The following is a 17,045-nucleotide window of genomic DNA, read 5'->3' on the forward strand; positions in this document are numbered from 1 at the left end:
GTGCACCACATGGTGCACGCCCCCGCCACGCTGTCAGCCGGCGGTCGCCGCCATGGTCTCGCGCACCGTGACCAGGCACGGATCGCAGTAGCGGTCCGGCACCCCGGCAGGCCCGTCCAGGCCGTTCGGGACCACCCGGCGGGACAGCTCCAACAGCTGGCCGCAGAGCGCCGTCGACGCGTCGTCCTTCGACACCACGTGCCACACCAGGCCCGACGGATCCACCGCCGGATCGGACTCGGCCCACATCTCGTACACGACTGCCTCCCGGAGCAGGGGATCGGGGATTCCCATGCAATCCCGGGCGGCGCCGGTCGGCCACCGGGTGGCACCCACTGGGACGGTTCTCCGGCGAACGGACGGTTACCGGCGCCCGGGCGGGGCAGGCGCGCAGCCGAGGCCGGGACGGGCCCGGCCGTGACCCAGCAGGGAGGCACCGGATGAGCATGGTCAAGGAGTCGGTCGAGGTCGACGTGCCGCTGCACGCCGCCTACGACCAGTGGACGCTGTTCGAGGAGTTCCCCCGGTTCATGGAGGGCGTCGACTCGGTGACCCAGCTCGACGACCGCCACAACCACTGGCGGACCAGCATCGGCGGGGTCAGCCGCGAGTTCGACACCGAGATCGTCGACCAGCTGCCGGACGAGCGGATCGCCTGGCGGACCGTCGACGGCGAGGTCCACCAGAAGGGCGTCGTCAGCTTCCACCGCATCGACGAGGCGCACACCCGGGTCAGCCTGGCCATCGACTACCAGCCCGAGGGGATGGCCGAGAAGGCCGGATCCGCCCTGGGCATGGTCGACCGGCGGGTGAAGGGCGACCTGCGGCGCTTCAAGGACTTCATCGAGGAGCGCGGGCGCGCCGAGGGTGGCTGGCGGGGCCGGATCACCCCGGGCTGAGCCCGGAGCGCTCCGCACGACCCCGGCCCCGGATCCCCCCGACGGGGGACCCGGGGCCGTCGTCACGGCCGGGCGCGGGGGACGGACGGGCGGCTCAGCCGATCCCGGGCACGTCGCCCTCGGCGTCCTGCGCCCCGGTGGCGCCCTCGACCTCCTCCGGGGTCTCGACGCCGGGCCACTCGGTGCGGTCCTCGGCGCCGTCGGTCCGCTTCGCGTCCTCCCCGCCCGCCTCGTCCCGCCGGATCCGCACCGACTCCTCCTCGGCCGACAGCCCGGCCGTGTCCTGCGGCGCGGCGGCCCGCAGGTCGCTGTGCGGGTCGAGCAGGTCGAGCCGCCCGGCCGCGGGCTCCGGGGTACCGGCCGCCTCGTCCGGCTCCGGCTCCTCCTGGGCCAGCCGTGCGTCCAGCGACTCGCCCTCCGCCTGCTCGGCCCCGGTGGTGCCGAAGGCCTCGACGGCCACCGGCGCGTCCCCCGGCACCGGCTGGACCTGCGGGTCGCCCGACCACCACTGGGACGGCGAGCCGTCCTGCAGATCGGGGATGCCCTCGTCCTCGGGCGCAGCGCCGGGATCGTGGCTGCGCGCCCCGGTCCCCGGCTCCCACACCGGCGGCTCACCGGACCCGGTCCCGGACTCCGTCCCGGACCCCGGCCCGTCCCGTGGCGGCGGATCGACCTCCAGCGGCGCCCGGTGCTCCGCGCGCGGGCGTCGCCCTCGCCGGGCGCGGTGCCCGGCACCGGGCCTCGGCGATCTCCGGCTGCTGCCCGTCGCTGCCGGCCACGTTCGGCGTGCCGCCCCTGCCGCCCCTGCCGCCCCTGCCGACCGGCGCGGGCCGTCGTCGCGCGCCCTCCGCCCCCTCGGCGTCCCGCCCCGGCCGGCGTGCCCCGGCGGTGTCGGCCGGCCCGATCGCGCCGCCCATGTCGTGCAGCGGCCGTTCCCGCGGTGTCCCGGTCATGGTGACCTCCCGATCGTCGAACTCCGGACCGTGCGCCTACCCGCCCCCGGCGGCACGTACCGGGGCGGTTGGCCCGGAGCGGGCCGGGTAGGCGCCGGGTGTGGAGCACTACGAACCCCCGGTGAACGGCGGACCCGGCGCGCACGACGCGGCGGGGTACGACCTGTGCGACCACTGCGGCCGGGTCCTGCACGACGAGGAACTGCTCGGCGCGCTCGTCCCGGACTCCTCCGCCGTCCACGCCCACGACCCCGGACTCGACGGCAGGCGGGTCGTCACCGCCTGCTCGTCCGACCACCTCGCCGCGCTGATCGCGGAGTACCGCAACCGCCCGTTCGTCCACGAGGAGCAGTGGGCGGCGAAGGTCTGCCGCACGCTCGCCGACTGCGACGAGCCGGTGCCGCTCGGCCTCGTCGCCGCACTCAGCGGCCTCTCCGAGCACCAGGCGCAACGCGGGGTGGACTGGCACAACGCCCGCGCCCGCGAGTGGCGCGCCCGCTACGGCGAGCCCGGCGCGGACGGCGACGACCCCGGCGGGTGACCCGACCCGGGCCGACCTGACCGTCAGGGCGCCGCGCGGTCCGCGGCCGGCGGTACGGGACCGTCGCCCTCCTCGTCCTCCGCCGCGGCGTCGGCCACGGCCGGGCCCTGCTCCGCCTCCACGTCCTCGCGCTGCGGACCGGCCTCCCCGCCCGGCCGCCCGGCCGCCCGCTCCACGCTCACGGCCCACGAGCGTCGTCTGGCACTCACCACTGCCTCCCTCGGCTTCGGGGCGGACCCTCACGCCCACCGGTGGCCTGCGGCTACCCGACACCGCAACGGCCCACACCCGTAGTCCAGCGCGATCCGCCGCCCACAGCCACCCGACCACGCATACCGGGCGCCCGCCCGGGTACCCGCCCGCGTCCGGGGGCCACCACGCCCTGCCCACCGCCTCCCGCACCGGGAGCCGGCCGACCAGGAGGAGAACCATGACCCGCGACTGCAAGGCCCTGGCCATCGTCACCAACTACGGCGTCGAGCAGGACGAACTCCTCGTCCCGCTGCGCCACCTGCGCGACGACGGCGTGCGGGTCGACATCGCCGCCGTCGAGGACGATGACATCCGCACCCTGGTGGGGGACGAGGACCCCGGCGAGACGGTCCGCCCCACCCACACCCTCGGCCAGGTCGTAGCCGACGGCACCGACGGCTACGACCTGCTGCTGATCCCCGGCGGCACGATCAACGCCGACACGCTCCGGCTCCAGGACGAGGCCGTCCGGCTGGTGCGCGCCTTCACTACCACCGGCCGGGCCGTCGCGGCCATCTGCCACGGCCCCTGGCTGCTCGCCGAGGCCGGGGTCGCCGAGGGCAAACGGCTGACCTCCTACCCGTCGCTGCGCACCGACCTCACCAACGCGGGCGCCGAGTGGACGGACGAGCCGCTGGTCGAGGACGACACCGGCGGCTGGCACCTGATCACCTCCCGCAACCCGGGCGACCTCGGACCGTTCACCCAGGCCATCGACGCCGTCCTGCCCCGCACGGTCGCGGCAGCGGGCCGGCCCGGGTAGCGGCCCGCCGGGGGGTTGCCGCAGTTTGCTTCCGCGCATGGGGGCGGTGATCGGCGGGGGCTCAGGGCGGGTGGGCTGCCGCCGCGCCGAGCGGGCTTCATGCCGCCCTGCGCATCCCGCCCACGGGCACCGAGCCGTGCAGCAGCAGGTCGGCGGGATCCCGGGGGACGCGGACGGCGTGCGCGCGGGCGGCCGGGGGGTCGCCGTATGCCCTCCGCCGGCCGACATCGCGCTGTCGCCCGGCGGACATCATGACCGGCGGACACGAGGGCTTCCGGCTCGACAACGGCATCGACCCCGAGCCCGGCAAAGCGGCGCCTCCCTTGCCCCCCGGAGGACCTCGTGGCCCTCACGGCGGAGCCGGCCAGGCACCAGGCGGCGACCATGCCCGACCGGGAACCCTGACCTCCCGCCTCACAAGGAGTCCACGAGCCCGCCGTCGACGACGAAGTCGGCGGGCCTCGGGGGCGTTCGGTGTGGAAGCGGACGTGCCCGGCGGAGCCGGCCCGAGGTGTCCTCGTCCCTTCGCGGACGGCGATCAGCCGTGCGGTAGCCGGCCGGTTCGGGCAGCGGGGTCGTGACCGGCCGTCAGCCCTGCAGCAGCAGGCCGGCGGCGTCTTCGGGGCCGTCGGCGGAGCGGCAGACGGCCGGGACGCAGGGCGTGTACGGTGCGGCCGGGGGCCGGGCGGCGTCGGGGAGGCGGACGGCGTGGGCGCCGGCGGCCAGGGCGGCCTCGATCAGCGGACTTCCGTGGGCCACCACCGTGACGAGCGCCGGCGGCAGGTCGAGTGCGCGGCAGGCGGCGGTCACCAGACCGGTCGCGGGCGGGCGGCAGTCGCAGCCGTCGTGCGGCCCGTGCGGGCAGACCGCCCACACCTCGACCGGCCCGAGCAGCAGTTCGGTGCGGGCCTGCACCGCCTCGACCTGCTCGCGTCGCAGCACGCAGCGCGCGACCCCGGGCTGGGTGCTCAGCACACCGAGCGCGAAGCCGGCCGTCCGCAGCGCCGCGAGGGCGGCCCGCACCCCGGACAGCGGGTGGACCGCGCCGGGGTCGCCGTTGCAGGAGACGTCCTGGATCAGCGTGCCGTCCCGGCCGAACAGCACGGCGCCGCGCGGTGCGCCCGCCGCCGTGCGGTGCGGTTCGCGGAGGAACAGCCAGGCACCGGGCCGGCTCGCGGGGGCACCCGCCGGGCGGGGGAGCGGGACGGTCGTCGCGGTGCTTTCGAGGTACGCCATACTCCTGCGGGTTGCCGCCGGGCGGCGGCCGAAACGGTACCGGCCCGGACGGAGCGCGCTGCTGACGCACCGTTGGCCGGGGGCTGCGGGGGGTCACGGCCCGTGCGGCCGGTCGGTGCTGTCGTGGCCGGTGAACCGGTCGCGCAGCGAGGCGATGGCGCCGGTGCCCGGAGGCAGCCCCCAAACGGGGGAGCAGGGGCCGGCCCGCCGGGCCCCGGCGAGCCGGTCGGCGCAGCGCCGCAGCTCCGCCGCCGGGACGGCCGCGCGGACCAGCGGGAAGAGCCGCTCGTTCTCGCCGCTCAGGTGGGCCCGCAGGAGAACCAGCAGCGCGCCGGTGCAGTGGGTGCGGTCGGCGGCCGGAAGCCGTTCGTCCATCGCCCGCGCCAGCAGCCGGCGCACCGTCTCGTGGGTGTGGGCGGCGGCGTCCGCGAGCGCCCGTCCGGCGGGCAGGTACTGGCGGACGAGCGGGTAGAAGGACGTCTCCTCGGCGGTCAGGTGCTCGTCGAGGAGCCGGTCCAGTTCGGCCAGCAGCCGGTGGCCGTCCGCCACGGCGTGCTCGCCTCGGGCGTGGACGGTGTCGAGTCGGCGCAGCAGGGCCTCCACCGCGCGGTGGGCGGTGGACAGTTCGCCCAGGAGCCCGTCAGGGCCGTTCATGGTGCCTCCGTACGGGGGCGGGTGAGGGGTGTCGGGGGAATCTGTGCGTCTGCCCGCCCCCGGTCGCTTCAATCGCGCCGGGGGCCGTCGGGTCGTACCGCCCCCCGGACGCCCGGTGGGCGGTGTTTGCCGGCCGGTGGTCCGGGGACACGCCCGGCCGAGACACGGAATCGGGAAGGAGGAGTGCGGCCATGACGAACGACGCGAGCGTCCTGCTGCGGGCATACCGGGGACTCGCCGGGAGGGACGGCCCGGGCGGGGAGCCGGCCCGGCGGGTGGCGGTCGGGCGGCCGGACGAACCCCTCCACCGGCCGGCCGCCGCCCTGGAGGGCTGAGCCGTGCCCGGGCCCCCGGGCCGTGAGCGCCCCATCGCCGCGACCGCGCCGTCACCGATCGACCTGGTGCCGACCGACCTGTCGCCGATCGACCTGGCGCCGACCGAACCGCCGAGCTGCGTGCCGGCCGTGCCGTGCTGGGTGAGCCTGCTCAGCCGCGACCTGCCGGCCGCCACCTCCTTCTACGGTCCCCTGCTCGGCTGGACCTTCCGTCCGGTGCCGAGCCCCTGGGGGCCGTACCTGCACGGGATCGCCGACGGCAGCGTGGTGGCGGGTCTCGCCGAGACGGCCCGCCGCTGGGGGTTCCCGGTCGGCTGGACCACCTACTTCGGCACCGAGGACGCCGACGCGGCCGCCGAGCGGATCCGCTCCGGCGGCGGCACCGTGGCCGTCGGCCCGCTGACCTTCGACGGGGGCCGGGTGGTGCTGGGCGCCGATTCCCAGAACGCCGTCTTCGGTCTCTGGCAGGCACCCGTCCGCCCGCCGGGAGGGCCGTGCGGACCGGGCGCGCCGGTCCGCACCGAGCTGCGCACCCGTGACGCCTTCGCCGCCGCCATCTTCTACGCGCGGGTCTTCGACTGGGCGGAACGCGACGGTGACGGCTACGACGTCCGCTACGAGCACGACCGGGTGGTGCTGAGGGTCGACGGCCGTGCCGCCGCCGCGCTGTGCGGGGGCGGCACCGACGGCGCCACGGAGCCGCTGCTGAGGCCGCGCTGGCACGTCCACTTCGAGACCGCGGACGTCGACGACGCGACCGCCCGCGCGCTGCGGCTGGGCGGCCGGGTGCTCCGGCCGCCCGTCGACACCCCGTACGGCAGGGTGGCCGCCCTCCAGGACACGGAGGGCGGCCTGTTCCACCTGGTGACGCCGTGAGCGATGCCCGAGCGGGCGAGGACCTCGCCGGCACGGGACGCTCCGGACTCCGGCACACGGCCGGAGTCCGGAGGCCGTTCGGGCGCCGTGGAGATCAGGCGGCCCAGCTGCCGTTGGACAGGGCCGTCGACTGGAAGTCGAAGTAGAAGCGGGTGCCGTTCTGCACGTCGGTCGCGATGACGTTCCACTGACCTGCGGTGGCCAGTTTGTAGCCCGACTGGCAGTACGGCGATCCCGAACTCGGTACGAAGCACACGGCGACGTAGCGGTTGGTCTTGGGCTTGATGTTGATGTCGGCGCAGTTGCTCGTCGTCGTGAGGTAGGAGGACCCCGCCGGGTACCACCGCGCCCCATCGGGCTTCGAGTAGGACTTGGCGCTGTCGTAGCAGGCCGCGGCGATACTCCGGGCCGGCTCGTCGGCCTGCGCGGACGGCGTGATGGTCATCGCGCCGCCGACGAACGCGGCCGACAGCAGAACAGCGGCGACACGCATGCGTATGCTCACAGGTGCTCCCCTGGGTCGTCGGGGGCCTGTCGACCCCCTTGTCGACTTTCGCGGTCCGTGAGCTCGGCGGCAGGACCGTCCGGACCTGCTTCAGAGACTAGGACACGCCCCGGGCGGCCGACAGGCGTCTTATGCGCCAAGTGAGCGGCGAAACCGCTGCCCGCGGCGGCCTCCGGGGGCTCACGGAGCTGATCATCACCCCGTGGCGCAGCAGCAACAGGCCCCACGGGAACGGGAGTTCAGGGGCGCGGCGCGCCGGGGCGGAGCAGCCGTTCGCCGCAGGCCGGACGGGACGTTGTGATCATCCCACCGGCCTGCGGCGAACGGTGTGCGGTGCGGGGGAGCGGTCAGTCGGGCGGCTCGTACGGCTGCGGCTGCGGTTCGTCGGCGGGACGGTCGGGCGGGGGCTCACGCCCCGGCTCCCCGTCCGCCTGCCGGGTCACGGCGTACTCCGGGCCGTCGGCCGGGCCCTTCTGCTCCTCGTGCTCCGGCGGAGCACCGCCCTCGCCGGTCATCCGTGACTCGGGCGTCTCGGCCCGCACGGGCGGGTCCGGGGGTTCGCGGGTACGGTCGTGCGGGCCGGTCATGGTCGCCCACCTCCGGTTCGTCGGTGTCGGTGCGGTCGCGGGGGGCCGCGTCAGTCCTTGCCCGCGTCCTTGAGCTTCTCGGCGGCCTGCTTCAGGTCGCTCTTCATCTGGGTGCCGCGGCCCTTGGCCTCCATCGTGCGGTCACCGGTGGCCCGGCCGGCGGCCTCCTTGGCCTTGCCGCGGGCCTTCTCGGCCATGTTGCGCACCTTGTCGTCGGTCGCCATGGTGTTCGCCTCCGTTCGCCACGGGCGGGCCGGTGCCCGCCCGGGAGGCGTCTGCCCCGAAGCGGGCAGGTCATGCGTCAGACGGGCGGGGTGACGGTGGCGGTCAGCCGGGCGAGTCCGTCGACCACGTCGCGTGCGCGCCCGTGCGCGCGGAAGTCCCGGCGCTGGCGCTCGGCGCCGCTGCCCAGCCGGCGCAGCCGGTCGAGACCGGCCTCGACGGCCGCCAGGTCACCCGCGGCGGACAGCCCCGGCGCGGCCCGCTCCAGCAGCCGGTCCACCAGCGCGGGCATCGGCACCGGCCACCCGGTGAACGGGTCGATCCCCTCGCCCGACGGGCCGGTCTGGGCGGCCCGCCGGTGGGCGGCCGCCAGCCGGCCGTGCGGTACGGCGGGCGGGGGCAGCCCGACCCGGGCCTCGTCGAGCAGGACGGCGCCGAGCCCGCGCAGCAGCCCGGCGAACAGCAGCACCGTCCCCAGGTCGGCGTTGACGTCGGCGACCCGCACCTCCAGCGTCGGCACGTGCTCCGACGGGCGGGTGTACCAGTAGATCATCCGGCGGTCGAGCAGCGTGCCGCGCGCGACCAGGGCGTTGGCGCGCCGCTCGTAGCCCCGCTCGTCCACCAGCGGCGCCGCGCCGACGGTCGGCCAGCGCGACCAGCGCACGTCCCGCCAGCTGGCGAAGCCGCTGTCGCGGCCCGCGTCGAACGGCGAGTTGACGGCGAGCGCCTGCAGCACCGGCAGCCAGGGCCGCAGCCGGTTGCCGAGCGCCAGCGCGAGCCCGCGCTCCAGGGTGCCCAGGTGCACGTGGCAGCCGCACAGCGCCCCGCTGTAGCCGTCGGCCGCGGCCGGGTAGCGGTCCGCCATCAGCCGGTAGCGGGGGTTGTCGGTGAGCAGCGCCGGCTCCGGTCCCGCCAGCACCGGCGTCCCGCTGGCGACCAGCAGGCAGTCCGCGTCGGCGGCCGCCGCCACCAGGCCGGCGCGCAGCCGGGCGAGGTCGTCGGCCAGCTCCTTGAGGCGCAGTGCGGGGCGGCTGGTGGTCTCCACCTGCACCTGGAAGATCTCCGGCTGCACCTGCTCGCCCAGCACCCGGGAGGCGGCCGCCAGCACCTGCGAGGCGCGGGCGACGGGCAGCCGGGTCCGGCGGTCGACCAGCAGGAACTCCTCCTCCACCCCGACGGTCGGCACCGTTCCGGGGGTCGGGCGCGTGGTCACGGCCGGCTCCGGCGCGAACCGCGGGCCGGCGCGAGGCCGGCCGTGCCCAGCAGGCCGGAACCCGCCGCCGCGAGCAGGGCGCGGTGCTGGGAGGCCCACAGCTGCGGGCTGCGCGCGTGGGCCTCGTCGTCGAAGCGCCCGCGCGCACCGTGGTCGACGTCGTCGTCGGCGGGCTCCCACAGGTTGGCGCGGTCCTGGACGCGTCGCGGCCGGTCCTCCTGCTGCGCCGACCGGCCGGTGCGGGCCAGGTAGTGCTCGAGCAGCCCGGGTGCCACGGCGTTGGCCAGCAGGGTCGCCACCGTGCTCGCGCCGACCCAGTACTCGCGCCGCCCGGGGTGGTCGGCGGCGAACCGCACGGCGCGGGCGGCGACCTCCGGCTGGTACACCGGTGCGACCGGCCGGGCGCGCCCGGGCAGCCGGTTGAGCACCCAGTCGAACTGCGGGGTGTTGACGGCGGGCAGCTGGACCATGGTGACCCGCACGCCCGAGCGGGCGGCGAGCAGTTCGCAGCGCAGCGCCTCGTGCCAGCCCTGGAGGGCGTGCTTGGCGCCGCTGTACGCGCTCTGCAGCGGAATGCCCCGGTAGGCGATGGCCGATCCGACCTGCACGACGGTGCCGCGGTCGCGGGGCAGCATCCGGTGCAGCGCAGCTCGGGTGCCGTTCACGTATCCAAGGTAGGTGACGTCGGTGACCCGGCGAAACTCGGCGGCGGTGATGTCCGCGAAGGGCGCGAACACCCCCGCGAAGGCGTCGTTCACCCAGACGTCGATCGGCCCGAACGCCTCCTCGGCGCGGGCCGCGACGTCCTCGCAGGCCTCGGGGTCGGCGACGTCGGCCGGGACGACCAGCGCGGGCGCGCCCGCCTGCCCGGCCTCGGCGGCCGCGGCGCGCAGCCCGGCCCGGCCGCGCCCGGTGAGCACCAGCCGGTCGCCGCGGGCGGCGAACTCCCGTACGCAGGCCCGGCCGACTCCGGCCCCGGCCCCCGTGACGACGACGGTGCGTGGCGGCGGATCGCGGTGAGTCCTCATGGCGGGCGTGTTGCCCCGGGCGCGGTGGCGAAACGTCCCGGTCTGCGGTTCAGTCCTCGGGCGGGCGCTTCTCCCGGTGGTTCTGGCGGCGCAGCTGGACCACCGGCAGGAGCAGCCAGCAGACGGCGAAGTAGGCCATCACCGCGCCCGCGATCCAGGCGGCCGCGGCACCGTCGGTGGCCTCCCGCAGCAGCAGGAGCAGTGCGGAGCCGATGGTCAGCGCCAGCAGGATCAGGCCGATCGCGACCAGCCGCGCGGCCGCGTCGACCAGCTGCGGCTTGAGCCGGCGGCCGGCGAAGAGCCGGTGGTAGGAGACCGGCGCGGCGAGCGAGCCGGTGGCGAGCGCGCCCAGCACCACGGTGACCACGTACAGATCGCGGTCGAATTGCTCCAACTGGGCGAACCGCGGCATGAAGACGACGCTCAGCAGGAAGCCGAACAGGACCTGGGAGCCGGTCTGCGCGACCCGCACCTCCTGGAGCAGGTCGCTCCAGCGGCGGTCCGCGCGTTCCTCCGGCGACTCCTGGCGTCCGTCCCGGGGCGCGGTGGTGCCCTCGCGGCGCCCTGCTCCCCCTGCTCCCCGTGTCATCCGCCCCTCCTCCGTCCTGTCCGTCGCCTCGCATCCGTCGCGTCCGTCGCGTCCGTCGCGTCCGTCGCGGCCGTCCGTCGGCTCCCGCCGCGCTCCCGCCCCCCCGGGGCCCCCCCGGCGCGGCCCTCTCCACCCCGGGCCCGCCCCGCCCGGGGTTCCGCGGGGCGGGGCCCGGGCAAACGCGGGCCGTGGACGAGAGGACCCGGACACCGCCGCGAGCGCCGTGGCGGGCCGCGGACCGGCCGGTCCGCGCCGTCCGCGCGGCCCGCCCGGCGGCGCGGCATCATGGTCTGGACGGCACCAAGCCTTTGCGACCGGACCGGGAGCCAGCCATGCATCTCTCCGCGGGCGACGCCGGGGGCACGGGGGGCACGGGGGACGGACCCGGTGGCACGCGGCGCGACCCCCCGGAGAACTACCGGCCGGGAGAACTGTCCGTCGTGGTGCACCGCGACGGACCGGTGCGGATCGTCGCCGTCGGGGGAGAACTCGACCACGACTCGGCGGACGGGCTGCGCACCGTGCTGGCCGGACTGCCGGAGGAGGGCCTCGCCCGGATCCTGGTCGACCTCGCCGAACTGCGCTTCTGCGACTCCACCGGGCTGAACATCCTGCTGCGGGCCCGCCAGGAGGCCGAACGGGTCGGCGTCCGGCTGGAGGTCGCCGGGCCGCGCCCCGCCCTCGTGCGGCTGTTCGCCGTGACCGGGGCCGACACCGTGCTGCGGGTCCACCCCACCCTCGCCCTCGCCCTGGAGACGGGCGCCGGCCCGGCCGGTGAGCGGGCGTGACGACATGACGACCGGCCCCGGCCCCGCCCCCGCCCCGGCACCGGATCCGGACGAGACCCGGCGGCTGGCGCTGAGCGGCGCCCGGGGAGCCGTGCAGCGCTCGCGCGACTTCAGCCGCCAGGCGCTGCTCGACTGGCACTGGCTGGCGGTGGACGGCGAGCAGTGGCCCGACGACGAGCAGGTCGCGGTCTTCGAGGACGTCCTGCTGATGGTCTCCGAACTCGTCACCAACGCCTGCCTGCACGCGCCCGGCGGCCCGCGCGAACTGCGGCTGCGCTGGGACACCCTGCGGCTGCGGGTCGAGGTGAGCGACGCCAGCCCGGTACCGCCGCAGCTGCGCCCGTCCGCCGATCCGGGGCAGCCGGGCGGGCACGGGCTGCGCGTGGTGGACCGGCTCGCCCGCGCCTGGGGATCGCGGCCCGAGGGCGCGGGCAAGTCGGTCTGGCTGGAGGTGCCGTCGCCGCTGGACCACCGCGGCCCGTACGGCTGAGCCGTACGGGCCGCGGGGAGCGGTGGTCAGGCGCCCGCCCGGCCGGGCTCGGTCGGCGGGCCCGGGTCGGGCTCCGGCGGCGGGAACGGCGGCACCGGCGGCGGCGCCGGGTCCGGTTCCGGCCGGGGGAGCGGGTTCGGGTGCGGGTGGGGGAAGGGTTCGGTGTCCGGGTGGCCGGGCGGGGGCACCGTCGGGACGCTCGCGGCGGTGCCCGCCGCACCGGTGACGGTCGTCGCGGTGGCGGTCATGGCACTCCTCCCGTGGTCACCGGCCGAGCGCGTGGGACAGCTCGCGCTTGTTCATCTTCGAGCGCCCCTTGATGCCGCGCTGCCTGGCCTCGTTGTACAGCTGGTCGTAGGTGGGCCCGCCGGCGCCCCGGTGCGAGCGCTGTCCGCCGCGCCGGCCGGAGGAGATGTCATGGGTGGAGCTGCGGCTCGCGGTCCTGGACTCGCCGTGCCGGGCGCGTTCCTTGTTGACCGTCCGGGCGGCGATCTCCTCGGCCCGCTTCTCGCTCTCGCCGCGGTCCAGCGCGCTCTCCTTGATGTGCTCGTACTGGCGTTCCCGCTTGGGGCTCGATCCTCGGGGCATGGCCGTGCTCCTCTCCGGTTCCGGTTCCCCGTCCTTGCCGAGCGCGTCTACCCGGTCGGCGGGCGGCGAACCACCGCGCGGCCGCCACCGGTCCGGACGTCCCGCGTGTCGCCTCCCGCGCGACGGTGGCACAGTGGGAGGCGGGGCGGCGCCGCCGCTTCCCACGGCCGGGCCCGCCGTCGGGCGATCCGGCCGCGCGCTCGATCCGGGTGGTGGACGCATGGACGAGCACCGGGCGCCGGGCGGTGCGCCGGGCGCCGAGGCGGGCCACGTGGAGCAGTCCGAGCAGGTCCTGCGGCAGCTGCTCGCCGGGCTGACGGCGGTTCGCGACGGTGACTTCCGCACCCGGCTGCGGCCCGACCTGCCGGGGGTGCCCGGCGAGATCGCCGCCGTGTTCAACGGCATGGTGGAGCAACTCGCCCGGGTGACCTCCGAGGTGACCCGGGTGGCCCGGGAGGTCGGCTCCGAGGGCCGGCTCGGCGGGCAGGCGCACGTGCCCGGCGCGTCCGGGACGTGGCTGGACCTCACCGACGCCGTCAACGCGATGGCCGGCGACCTCACCCGGCAACTGCGCAACATCGCCCAGGTGACCACCGCGGTGGCGCGCGGCGACCTCACCCAGAAGATCGAGGTCGACGCGCGCGGCGAACTGCTGGAGCTCAAGAACACCGTCAACACGATGGTCGGCCAGCTGTCCGCGTTCGCCGACGAGGTGACCAGGGTGGCCCGCGAGGTGGGCAGCGAGGGGCGGCTCGGCGGCCAGGCCGACGTCCGCGACGTCTCCGGCACCTGGAAGGACCTCACCGAGTCGGTGAACGTGATGGCGGACAACCTCACCGCCCAGGTGCGCGCCATCGCCGAGGTCACCACCGCGGTCGCCGAGGGCGACCTCACCCAGAAGATCCGGGTCGACGCGCGCGGCGAGATCCTGCTGCTCAAGGAGACCATCAACACGATGGTCGACCAGCTGTCCGCGTTCGCCGACGAGGTCACCAGGGTCGCGCGCGAGGTCGGCACCGAGGGCAACCTCGGCGGCCAGGCCACCGTCCGGGGCGTCTCCGGCACCTGGAAGGGCCTCACCGACAACGTCAACGTGATGGCCTCCAACCTCACCGGCCAGGTCCGCTCGATGTCCGAGGTGGCCACCGCCGTCGCCCGGGGCGACCTCTCCCGGAAGATCACCGTGGAGGCCAAGGGCGAGATGGCCGCACTGGCCGGTGCGATCAACACGATGGTGGACACCCTCTCGGTGTTCGCCGACGAGGTGACCCGGGTCGCCCGCGAGGTCGGCACCGAGGGCACCCTCGGCGGCCAGGCCCGGGTGCCCAACGTCGCCGGGACGTGGAAGGACCTCACCGACAACGTCAACTTCATGGCGCACAACCTCACCAGCCAGGTGCGCAACATCGCCCAGGTGACGACGGCGGTCGCCGGGGGCGACCTCACCCGCAAGATCGACGTGGACGCGCGCGGCGAGATCCTGGAGCTCAAGACCACCGTGAACACCATGGTCGACCAGCTCGGCTCGTTCGCCGACGAGGTCACCCGGGTCGCCCGGGAGGTCGGCACCGAGGGCCGGCTCGGCGGCCAGGCGGAGGTGGAGGGCGTCTCCGGCACCTGGAAGCGGCTGACCGAGAACGTCAACGAACTCGCCGGCAACCTCACCCGGCAGGTCCGCTCGATCGCCGAGGTCACCGGCGCCGTCGCGGCCGGCGACCTCACCCGCTCGATCACCGTGGACGCCTCCGGCGAGGTCGCCGACCTCAAGGACAACGTCAACTTCATGGTGGAGTCGCTGCGCGAGAGCACCCGCGCCAACGAGGAGCAGGACTGGCTGAAGACCAACCTCGCCCGCTTCACCGGCGCCATGCAGGGCAAACGCGACGTCCGCGCCGTCGCCGAGCTGATCACCGACGAGCTGACCCCGCTGGTCGGCGCCCAGTACGGGGCCTTCTACCTGGCCGAGGAGGACGGCGAATCCACCGCGCTGGCCCGCATCAGCGCCTACGGACCGCCGGGCGACGGAACCACCCCCGCCCGGCTGCGGCTCGGCGAGTCCCTGGTCGGCCAGACCGCCCGCAGCCGGCGCACCCTCACCGTCGACGACCTGCCGCCCGACTACGCCACCATCGCCTCCGGCGCCGGCGCCACCCACGCCCGCTCGGTGGTGATCCTGCCGATCGCCCTGGAGGAGTGGCTGCTCGGCGTCATGGAGTTCGCCTCCGTCCACCCCTTCAGCGCCGTCCACCGCGACTTCCTGGAACAGTTCGCCGAGGCCTGCGGCGTCAACCTCGGCACCCTGCTCGCCAACGCCCGCACCGACGAACTGCTCGGCGAGTCCCAGCGGCTGACCGCCGAACTCCAGGCCCGCTCCGAGGAGTTGCAGAACGGGCAGGAGGAGCTGCGGCGCTCCAATGCCGAACTCGCCGAGAAGGCCGGACAGCTCGCCGACCGCAACCGCGACATCGAGGCCAAGAACCTGGAGATCGAACAGGCCCGCCAGGAACTGGAGGAGCGCGCCCGGCAGTTGAGCCTCACCTCGATGTACAAGTCGGAGTTCCTGGCCAACATGAGCCACGAACTGCGCACCCCGCTCAACAGCCTGCTCATCCTCGCCCAGCTGCTCGCCCAGAACGCGGCCGGCAACCTCACGCCCAAGCAGGTCGAGTACGCGGGCGTCATCCACTCGGCCGGCTCCGACCTGCTCCAGCTCATCAACGACATCCTCGACCTCTCCAAGGTCGAGGCCGGGAAGATGGAGCTCGCCCCCGAACCCTTCGCTGTCCAGGACCTGCTGGCCTACGTCGAGTCCGCCTTCAAACCGCTCGCCGACCAGAAGGACCTCGCCTTCCGGATCACCGTCGAGGACGGCGTGCCCGGCGAACTCGTCACCGACCAGGCCCGGTTGCGCCAGGTCCTGCGCAACCTGCTGTCCAATGCCATCAAGTTCACCGACGCGGGCGGGGTCGACCTGCGCATCGAACGCGTCGAGGCCGCCGAACTGCCCGTCGAGATCGGCCAGGCCGAGGCCGCGGTGGCCTTCCACGTCGACGACACCGGCATCGGCATCGACCCCGCCCACCTCGACAGCATCTTCGGCGCCTTCCAGCAGGCCGACGGCACCACCGGCCGCCGCTACGGCGGCACCGGCCTCGGCCTGTCCATCAGCCGCGAACTCGCCCGCCTGCTCGGCGGCGCCCTCACCGTGCGCTCCACCACCGGGCAGGGCAGCCGCTTCAGCTTCTACCTCCCGCTCGCCCGCCGCGACCGGCCCGCGACCGCCCCGCCCGCCGTGACCCGCGTCCTGGTCGTCGAGGCCGACCCGCCGGCCCTGCTCACCCTGCTCGCCCGCACCGCCGCCGAGGCCCACGGCGAGGACCCGCAAGCGGGCGTCCGCAGCGCCGGCGACGAGGCCGGGCTGCGCGCCGCCGTCGCCGACGGCCCCTACCGCTGCGCCGTCGTCGACCTCGCCCACACCGGCGAACTGGTTCCCGTGCTGCTCACCGCCCTCCCCGAGAGCACCCCCGTCCTCGGCTACCACGGCGACGGCGGCCCGGCCGCCGGCATCGGCACGACGGTCGACCGCCTCGAAGTCCTCTCCGGGCTCGACGAGGTGCGCGAACGCCTGATCGCGCTGCTGGGCGGGCGTCACCCCGCCGCCGCGGGCCCCGCCGAGCCCGACGTCCCCGCCGACGAACCGCTCGCGGGGCGCACCGTGCTGATCGTCGACGACGACATCCGCAACGTCTTCGCCCTCGCCGCCGCCCTCGAACAGCACGGGCTGACCGTCCTGCACGCCGCCGACGGCCGCGCCGGGCTCGACCTGCTGCGCCGCCACCCCGAGACCGACCTGGTGCTGATGGACGTGATGATGCCCGGGCTCGACGGCTACGCCACCATCGCGGCCATCCGGGCGGACGAGGGCTTCGCCCGTCTCCCGGTCGTCGCCGTCACCGCCAAGGCCATGGCGGGCGACCGGGCCAAGAGCCTCGCCGCCGGCGCCGACGACCACGTCACCAAGCCCGTGGACACCGCGCTGCTGCTGGAGCGGATGCGGCACTGGCTGGACCCGTCATGACCACCGGCCCGCGAGGCGGCACCCCGCGCGACCCCGGCCCCGCCGGTCCCGGGCCGGCCGACCCCGTCCCCGCCGCTCCCCGCCCCGCCGCTCCCGGGCCGGACGCCGCCGGGCCGCCCGACGGCGGCGAGCCGGCGGCGGACGACGTCGCCCGGCAGCTCGCGGGCACCGTCCGACGGCTCCAGCACGCCGCCGAACGGATGCGGGCCGAGGAGGGCACCCGCGCGCTGGTCGACCTCGCCACCGGGATGCTCGCCGAGCGGCTGGCCGTCCCGCCCGTCGAGGCCGCCGCCCGGCTCGCCCACCTCGCCGGGGAGGCCGGCGTCCCCGTCGTCACCCTGGCCGCCGACGTCGTCGGCCGCTCCGTCGAGCCCGCCGGTCGCGCTCCGGCCGGGCCGCCGGCCGCCGCCCCCGGTGCTTCCGACGCCTCCGCCGCCCCCGGTCCGTC

22 protein-coding genes are annotated in these 17,045 nt (G+C 75.9%); 9 read left to right on the forward strand and 13 right to left on the reverse strand.

The window, feature by feature from the left end:
• Positions 1-33: 33 nt before the first annotated feature.
• On the reverse strand, positions 34-258 hold the full coding sequence (locus ACFXAM_RS31040; RefSeq protein ID WP_380296263.1) for a hypothetical protein: 225 nt from the start codon (positions 256-258) through the stop codon (positions 34-36).
• Between the two features lie 182 nt (positions 259-440).
• On the opposite strand from ACFXAM_RS31040, the gene ACFXAM_RS31045 reads away from it, so the two are divergent.
• Positions 441-899, forward strand: a complete 459-nt coding sequence (locus ACFXAM_RS31045; protein ID WP_380296265.1) for an SRPBCC family protein — start codon at positions 441-443, stop codon at positions 897-899.
• 94 nt (positions 900-993) lie between these two features.
• On the opposite strand, the gene ACFXAM_RS31050 is transcribed toward ACFXAM_RS31045, so the two are convergent.
• Positions 994-1,503 (reverse strand): hypothetical protein, encoded by a 510-nt coding sequence (locus tag ACFXAM_RS31050; RefSeq protein ID WP_380296267.1) that lies wholly within the window; start codon positions 1,501-1,503, stop codon positions 994-996.
• 470 nt (positions 1,504-1,973) lie between these two features.
• Between ACFXAM_RS31050 and ACFXAM_RS31055 the strand changes: the two genes are divergently transcribed.
• Complete coding sequence (locus ACFXAM_RS31055) at positions 1,974-2,393, forward strand: hypothetical protein (protein WP_380296269.1); 420 nt, start codon at positions 1,974-1,976, stop codon at positions 2,391-2,393.
• 23 nt (positions 2,394-2,416) lie between these two features.
• On the opposite strand, the gene ACFXAM_RS31060 is transcribed toward ACFXAM_RS31055, so the two are convergent.
• Entirely contained in the window at positions 2,417-2,602 is a 186-nt protein-coding gene (locus ACFXAM_RS31060; protein ID WP_380296270.1) for a hypothetical protein, read from the reverse strand.
• Positions 2,603-2,823: 221 nt separating this feature from the next.
• Between ACFXAM_RS31060 and ACFXAM_RS31065 the strand changes: the two genes are divergently transcribed.
• Positions 2,824-3,408, forward strand: coding sequence for a DJ-1/PfpI/YhbO family deglycase/protease (locus tag ACFXAM_RS31065; protein WP_380296271.1), 585 nt, complete (start codon positions 2,824-2,826; stop codon positions 3,406-3,408).
• Positions 3,409-3,996: 588 nt separating this feature from the next.
• Here ACFXAM_RS31065 and ACFXAM_RS31070 read toward each other — a convergent pair.
• Together ACFXAM_RS31070 and ACFXAM_RS31075 are read right to left on the reverse strand one after the other, a co-directional pair.
• Entirely contained in the window at positions 3,997-4,644 is a 648-nt protein-coding gene (locus ACFXAM_RS31070; RefSeq protein ID WP_380296272.1) for an HAD-IIIA family hydrolase, read from the reverse strand.
• A 93-nt stretch (positions 4,645-4,737) separates the two neighbouring features.
• The gene (locus ACFXAM_RS31075; RefSeq protein ID WP_380296274.1) at positions 4,738-5,298 is read right to left on the reverse strand and encodes a hemerythrin domain-containing protein; all 561 of its coding nucleotides are present in this window, start codon (positions 5,296-5,298) and stop codon (positions 4,738-4,740) included.
• 191 nt (positions 5,299-5,489) lie between these two features.
• Between ACFXAM_RS31075 and ACFXAM_RS31080 the strand changes: the two genes are divergently transcribed.
• A complete protein-coding gene (locus ACFXAM_RS31080; RefSeq protein WP_380296275.1) occupies positions 5,490-5,633 on the forward strand; it encodes a hypothetical protein in 144 nt (47 codons plus the stop codon).
• A 3-nt stretch (positions 5,634-5,636) separates the two neighbouring features.
• Entirely contained in the window at positions 5,637-6,509 is an 873-nt protein-coding gene (locus ACFXAM_RS31085) for a VOC family protein (RefSeq protein ID WP_380296276.1), read from the forward strand.
• A gap of 94 nt (positions 6,510-6,603) precedes the next feature.
• On the opposite strand, the gene ACFXAM_RS31090 is transcribed toward ACFXAM_RS31085, so the two are convergent.
• The 6 genes from ACFXAM_RS31090 to ACFXAM_RS31115 form a co-directional block, all read right to left on the reverse strand.
• Complete coding sequence (locus tag ACFXAM_RS31090; RefSeq protein WP_380296278.1) at positions 6,604-7,014, reverse strand: hypothetical protein; 411 nt, start codon at positions 7,012-7,014, stop codon at positions 6,604-6,606.
• Between the two features lie 347 nt (positions 7,015-7,361).
• Positions 7,362-7,601: a hypothetical protein gene (locus tag ACFXAM_RS31095; protein ID WP_380296279.1), complete on the reverse strand. Its 240-nt coding sequence runs from the start codon at positions 7,599-7,601 to the stop codon at positions 7,362-7,364.
• 50 nt (positions 7,602-7,651) lie between these two features.
• A complete protein-coding gene (locus ACFXAM_RS31100; protein WP_380296281.1) occupies positions 7,652-7,825 on the reverse strand; it encodes a CsbD family protein in 174 nt (57 codons plus the stop codon).
• Positions 7,826-7,902: 77 nt separating this feature from the next.
• Positions 7,903-9,036: a glutamate--cysteine ligase gene (locus ACFXAM_RS31105; RefSeq protein ID WP_380296283.1), complete on the reverse strand. Its 1,134-nt coding sequence runs from the start codon at positions 9,034-9,036 to the stop codon at positions 7,903-7,905.
• Entirely contained in the window at positions 9,033-10,064 is a 1,032-nt protein-coding gene (locus tag ACFXAM_RS31110; protein WP_380296285.1) for an SDR family oxidoreductase, read from the reverse strand. Before ACFXAM_RS31110 ends, ACFXAM_RS31105 begins: the two co-directional genes overlap by 4 nt.
• Positions 10,065-10,113: 49 nt before the next feature.
• Complete coding sequence (locus tag ACFXAM_RS31115) at positions 10,114-10,653, reverse strand: DUF6328 family protein (protein WP_380296286.1); 540 nt, start codon at positions 10,651-10,653, stop codon at positions 10,114-10,116.
• 332 nt (positions 10,654-10,985) lie between these two features.
• Between ACFXAM_RS31115 and ACFXAM_RS31120 the strand changes: the two genes are divergently transcribed.
• The gene (locus tag ACFXAM_RS31120) at positions 10,986-11,441 is read left to right on the forward strand and encodes an STAS domain-containing protein (RefSeq protein WP_380296288.1); all 456 of its coding nucleotides are present in this window, start codon (positions 10,986-10,988) and stop codon (positions 11,439-11,441) included.
• Positions 11,442-11,445: 4 nt separating this feature from the next.
• Positions 11,446-11,931 (forward strand): ATP-binding protein, encoded by a 486-nt coding sequence (locus ACFXAM_RS31125; RefSeq protein WP_380296289.1) that lies wholly within the window; start codon positions 11,446-11,448, stop codon positions 11,929-11,931.
• 26 nt (positions 11,932-11,957) lie between these two features.
• Here ACFXAM_RS31125 and ACFXAM_RS31130 read toward each other — a convergent pair whose 3' ends face one another.
• A complete protein-coding gene (locus ACFXAM_RS31130) occupies positions 11,958-12,179 on the reverse strand; it encodes a hypothetical protein (protein ID WP_380296290.1) in 222 nt (73 codons plus the stop codon).
• A gap of 16 nt (positions 12,180-12,195) precedes the next feature.
• Positions 12,196-12,519 (reverse strand): plasmid stabilization protein, encoded by a 324-nt coding sequence (locus tag ACFXAM_RS31135; RefSeq protein ID WP_380296291.1) that lies wholly within the window; start codon positions 12,517-12,519, stop codon positions 12,196-12,198.
• A gap of 220 nt (positions 12,520-12,739) precedes the next feature.
• Between ACFXAM_RS31135 and ACFXAM_RS31140 the strand changes: the two genes are divergently transcribed.
• Both ACFXAM_RS31140 and ACFXAM_RS31145 read left to right on the forward strand, forming a co-directional pair.
• Entirely contained in the window at positions 12,740-16,597 is a 3,858-nt protein-coding gene (locus ACFXAM_RS31140) for a HAMP domain-containing protein (protein WP_380296293.1), read from the forward strand.
• Positions 16,594-17,045: ANTAR domain-containing protein (locus ACFXAM_RS31145; protein ID WP_380296294.1), on the forward strand; the 452-nt coding region annotated here is incomplete at its 3' end. The genes ACFXAM_RS31140 and ACFXAM_RS31145, both read left to right, overlap by 4 nt.

The organism is Kitasatospora sp. NPDC059462, from assembly GCF_042749955.1.
GTDB lineage: Bacteria > Actinomycetota > Actinomycetes > Streptomycetales > Streptomycetaceae > Kitasatospora.

Excerpts from the sequence above, each read along its gene's own strand:
- ACFXAM_RS31045 (WP_380296265.1), top strand. The coding sequence starts at position 441 with ATGAGCATGGTCAAGGAGTCGGTCGAGGTCGACGTGCCGCTGCACGCC.
- ACFXAM_RS31065 (WP_380296271.1), top strand. The coding sequence starts at position 2,824 with ATGACCCGCGACTGCAAGGCCCTGGCCATCGTCACCAACTACGGCGTC.
- ACFXAM_RS31070 (WP_380296272.1), bottom strand. The coding sequence starts at position 4,644 with ATGGCGTACCTCGAAAGCACCGCGACGACCGTCCCGCTCCCCCGCCCG.
- ACFXAM_RS31075 (WP_380296274.1), bottom strand. The coding sequence starts at position 5,298 with ATGAACGGCCCTGACGGGCTCCTGGGCGAACTGTCCACCGCCCACCGC.
- ACFXAM_RS31080 (WP_380296275.1), top strand. The coding sequence starts at position 5,490 with ATGACGAACGACGCGAGCGTCCTGCTGCGGGCATACCGGGGACTCGCC.
- ACFXAM_RS31095 (WP_380296279.1), bottom strand. The coding sequence starts at position 7,601 with ATGACCGGCCCGCACGACCGTACCCGCGAACCCCCGGACCCGCCCGTG.
- ACFXAM_RS31100 (WP_380296281.1), bottom strand. The coding sequence starts at position 7,825 with ATGGCGACCGACGACAAGGTGCGCAACATGGCCGAGAAGGCCCGCGGC.
- ACFXAM_RS31110 (WP_380296285.1), bottom strand. The coding sequence starts at position 10,064 with ATGAGGACTCACCGCGATCCGCCGCCACGCACCGTCGTCGTCACGGGG.
- ACFXAM_RS31115 (WP_380296286.1), bottom strand. The coding sequence starts at position 10,653 with ATGACACGGGGAGCAGGGGGAGCAGGGCGCCGCGAGGGCACCACCGCG.
- ACFXAM_RS31120 (WP_380296288.1), top strand. The coding sequence starts at position 10,986 with ATGCATCTCTCCGCGGGCGACGCCGGGGGCACGGGGGGCACGGGGGAC.
- ACFXAM_RS31125 (WP_380296289.1), top strand. The coding sequence starts at position 11,446 with ATGACGACCGGCCCCGGCCCCGCCCCCGCCCCGGCACCGGATCCGGAC.
- ACFXAM_RS31130 (WP_380296290.1), bottom strand. The coding sequence starts at position 12,179 with ATGACCGCCACCGCGACGACCGTCACCGGTGCGGCGGGCACCGCCGCG.
- ACFXAM_RS31135 (WP_380296291.1), bottom strand. The coding sequence starts at position 12,519 with ATGCCCCGAGGATCGAGCCCCAAGCGGGAACGCCAGTACGAGCACATC.
- ACFXAM_RS31140 (WP_380296293.1), top strand. The coding sequence starts at position 12,740 with ATGGACGAGCACCGGGCGCCGGGCGGTGCGCCGGGCGCCGAGGCGGGC.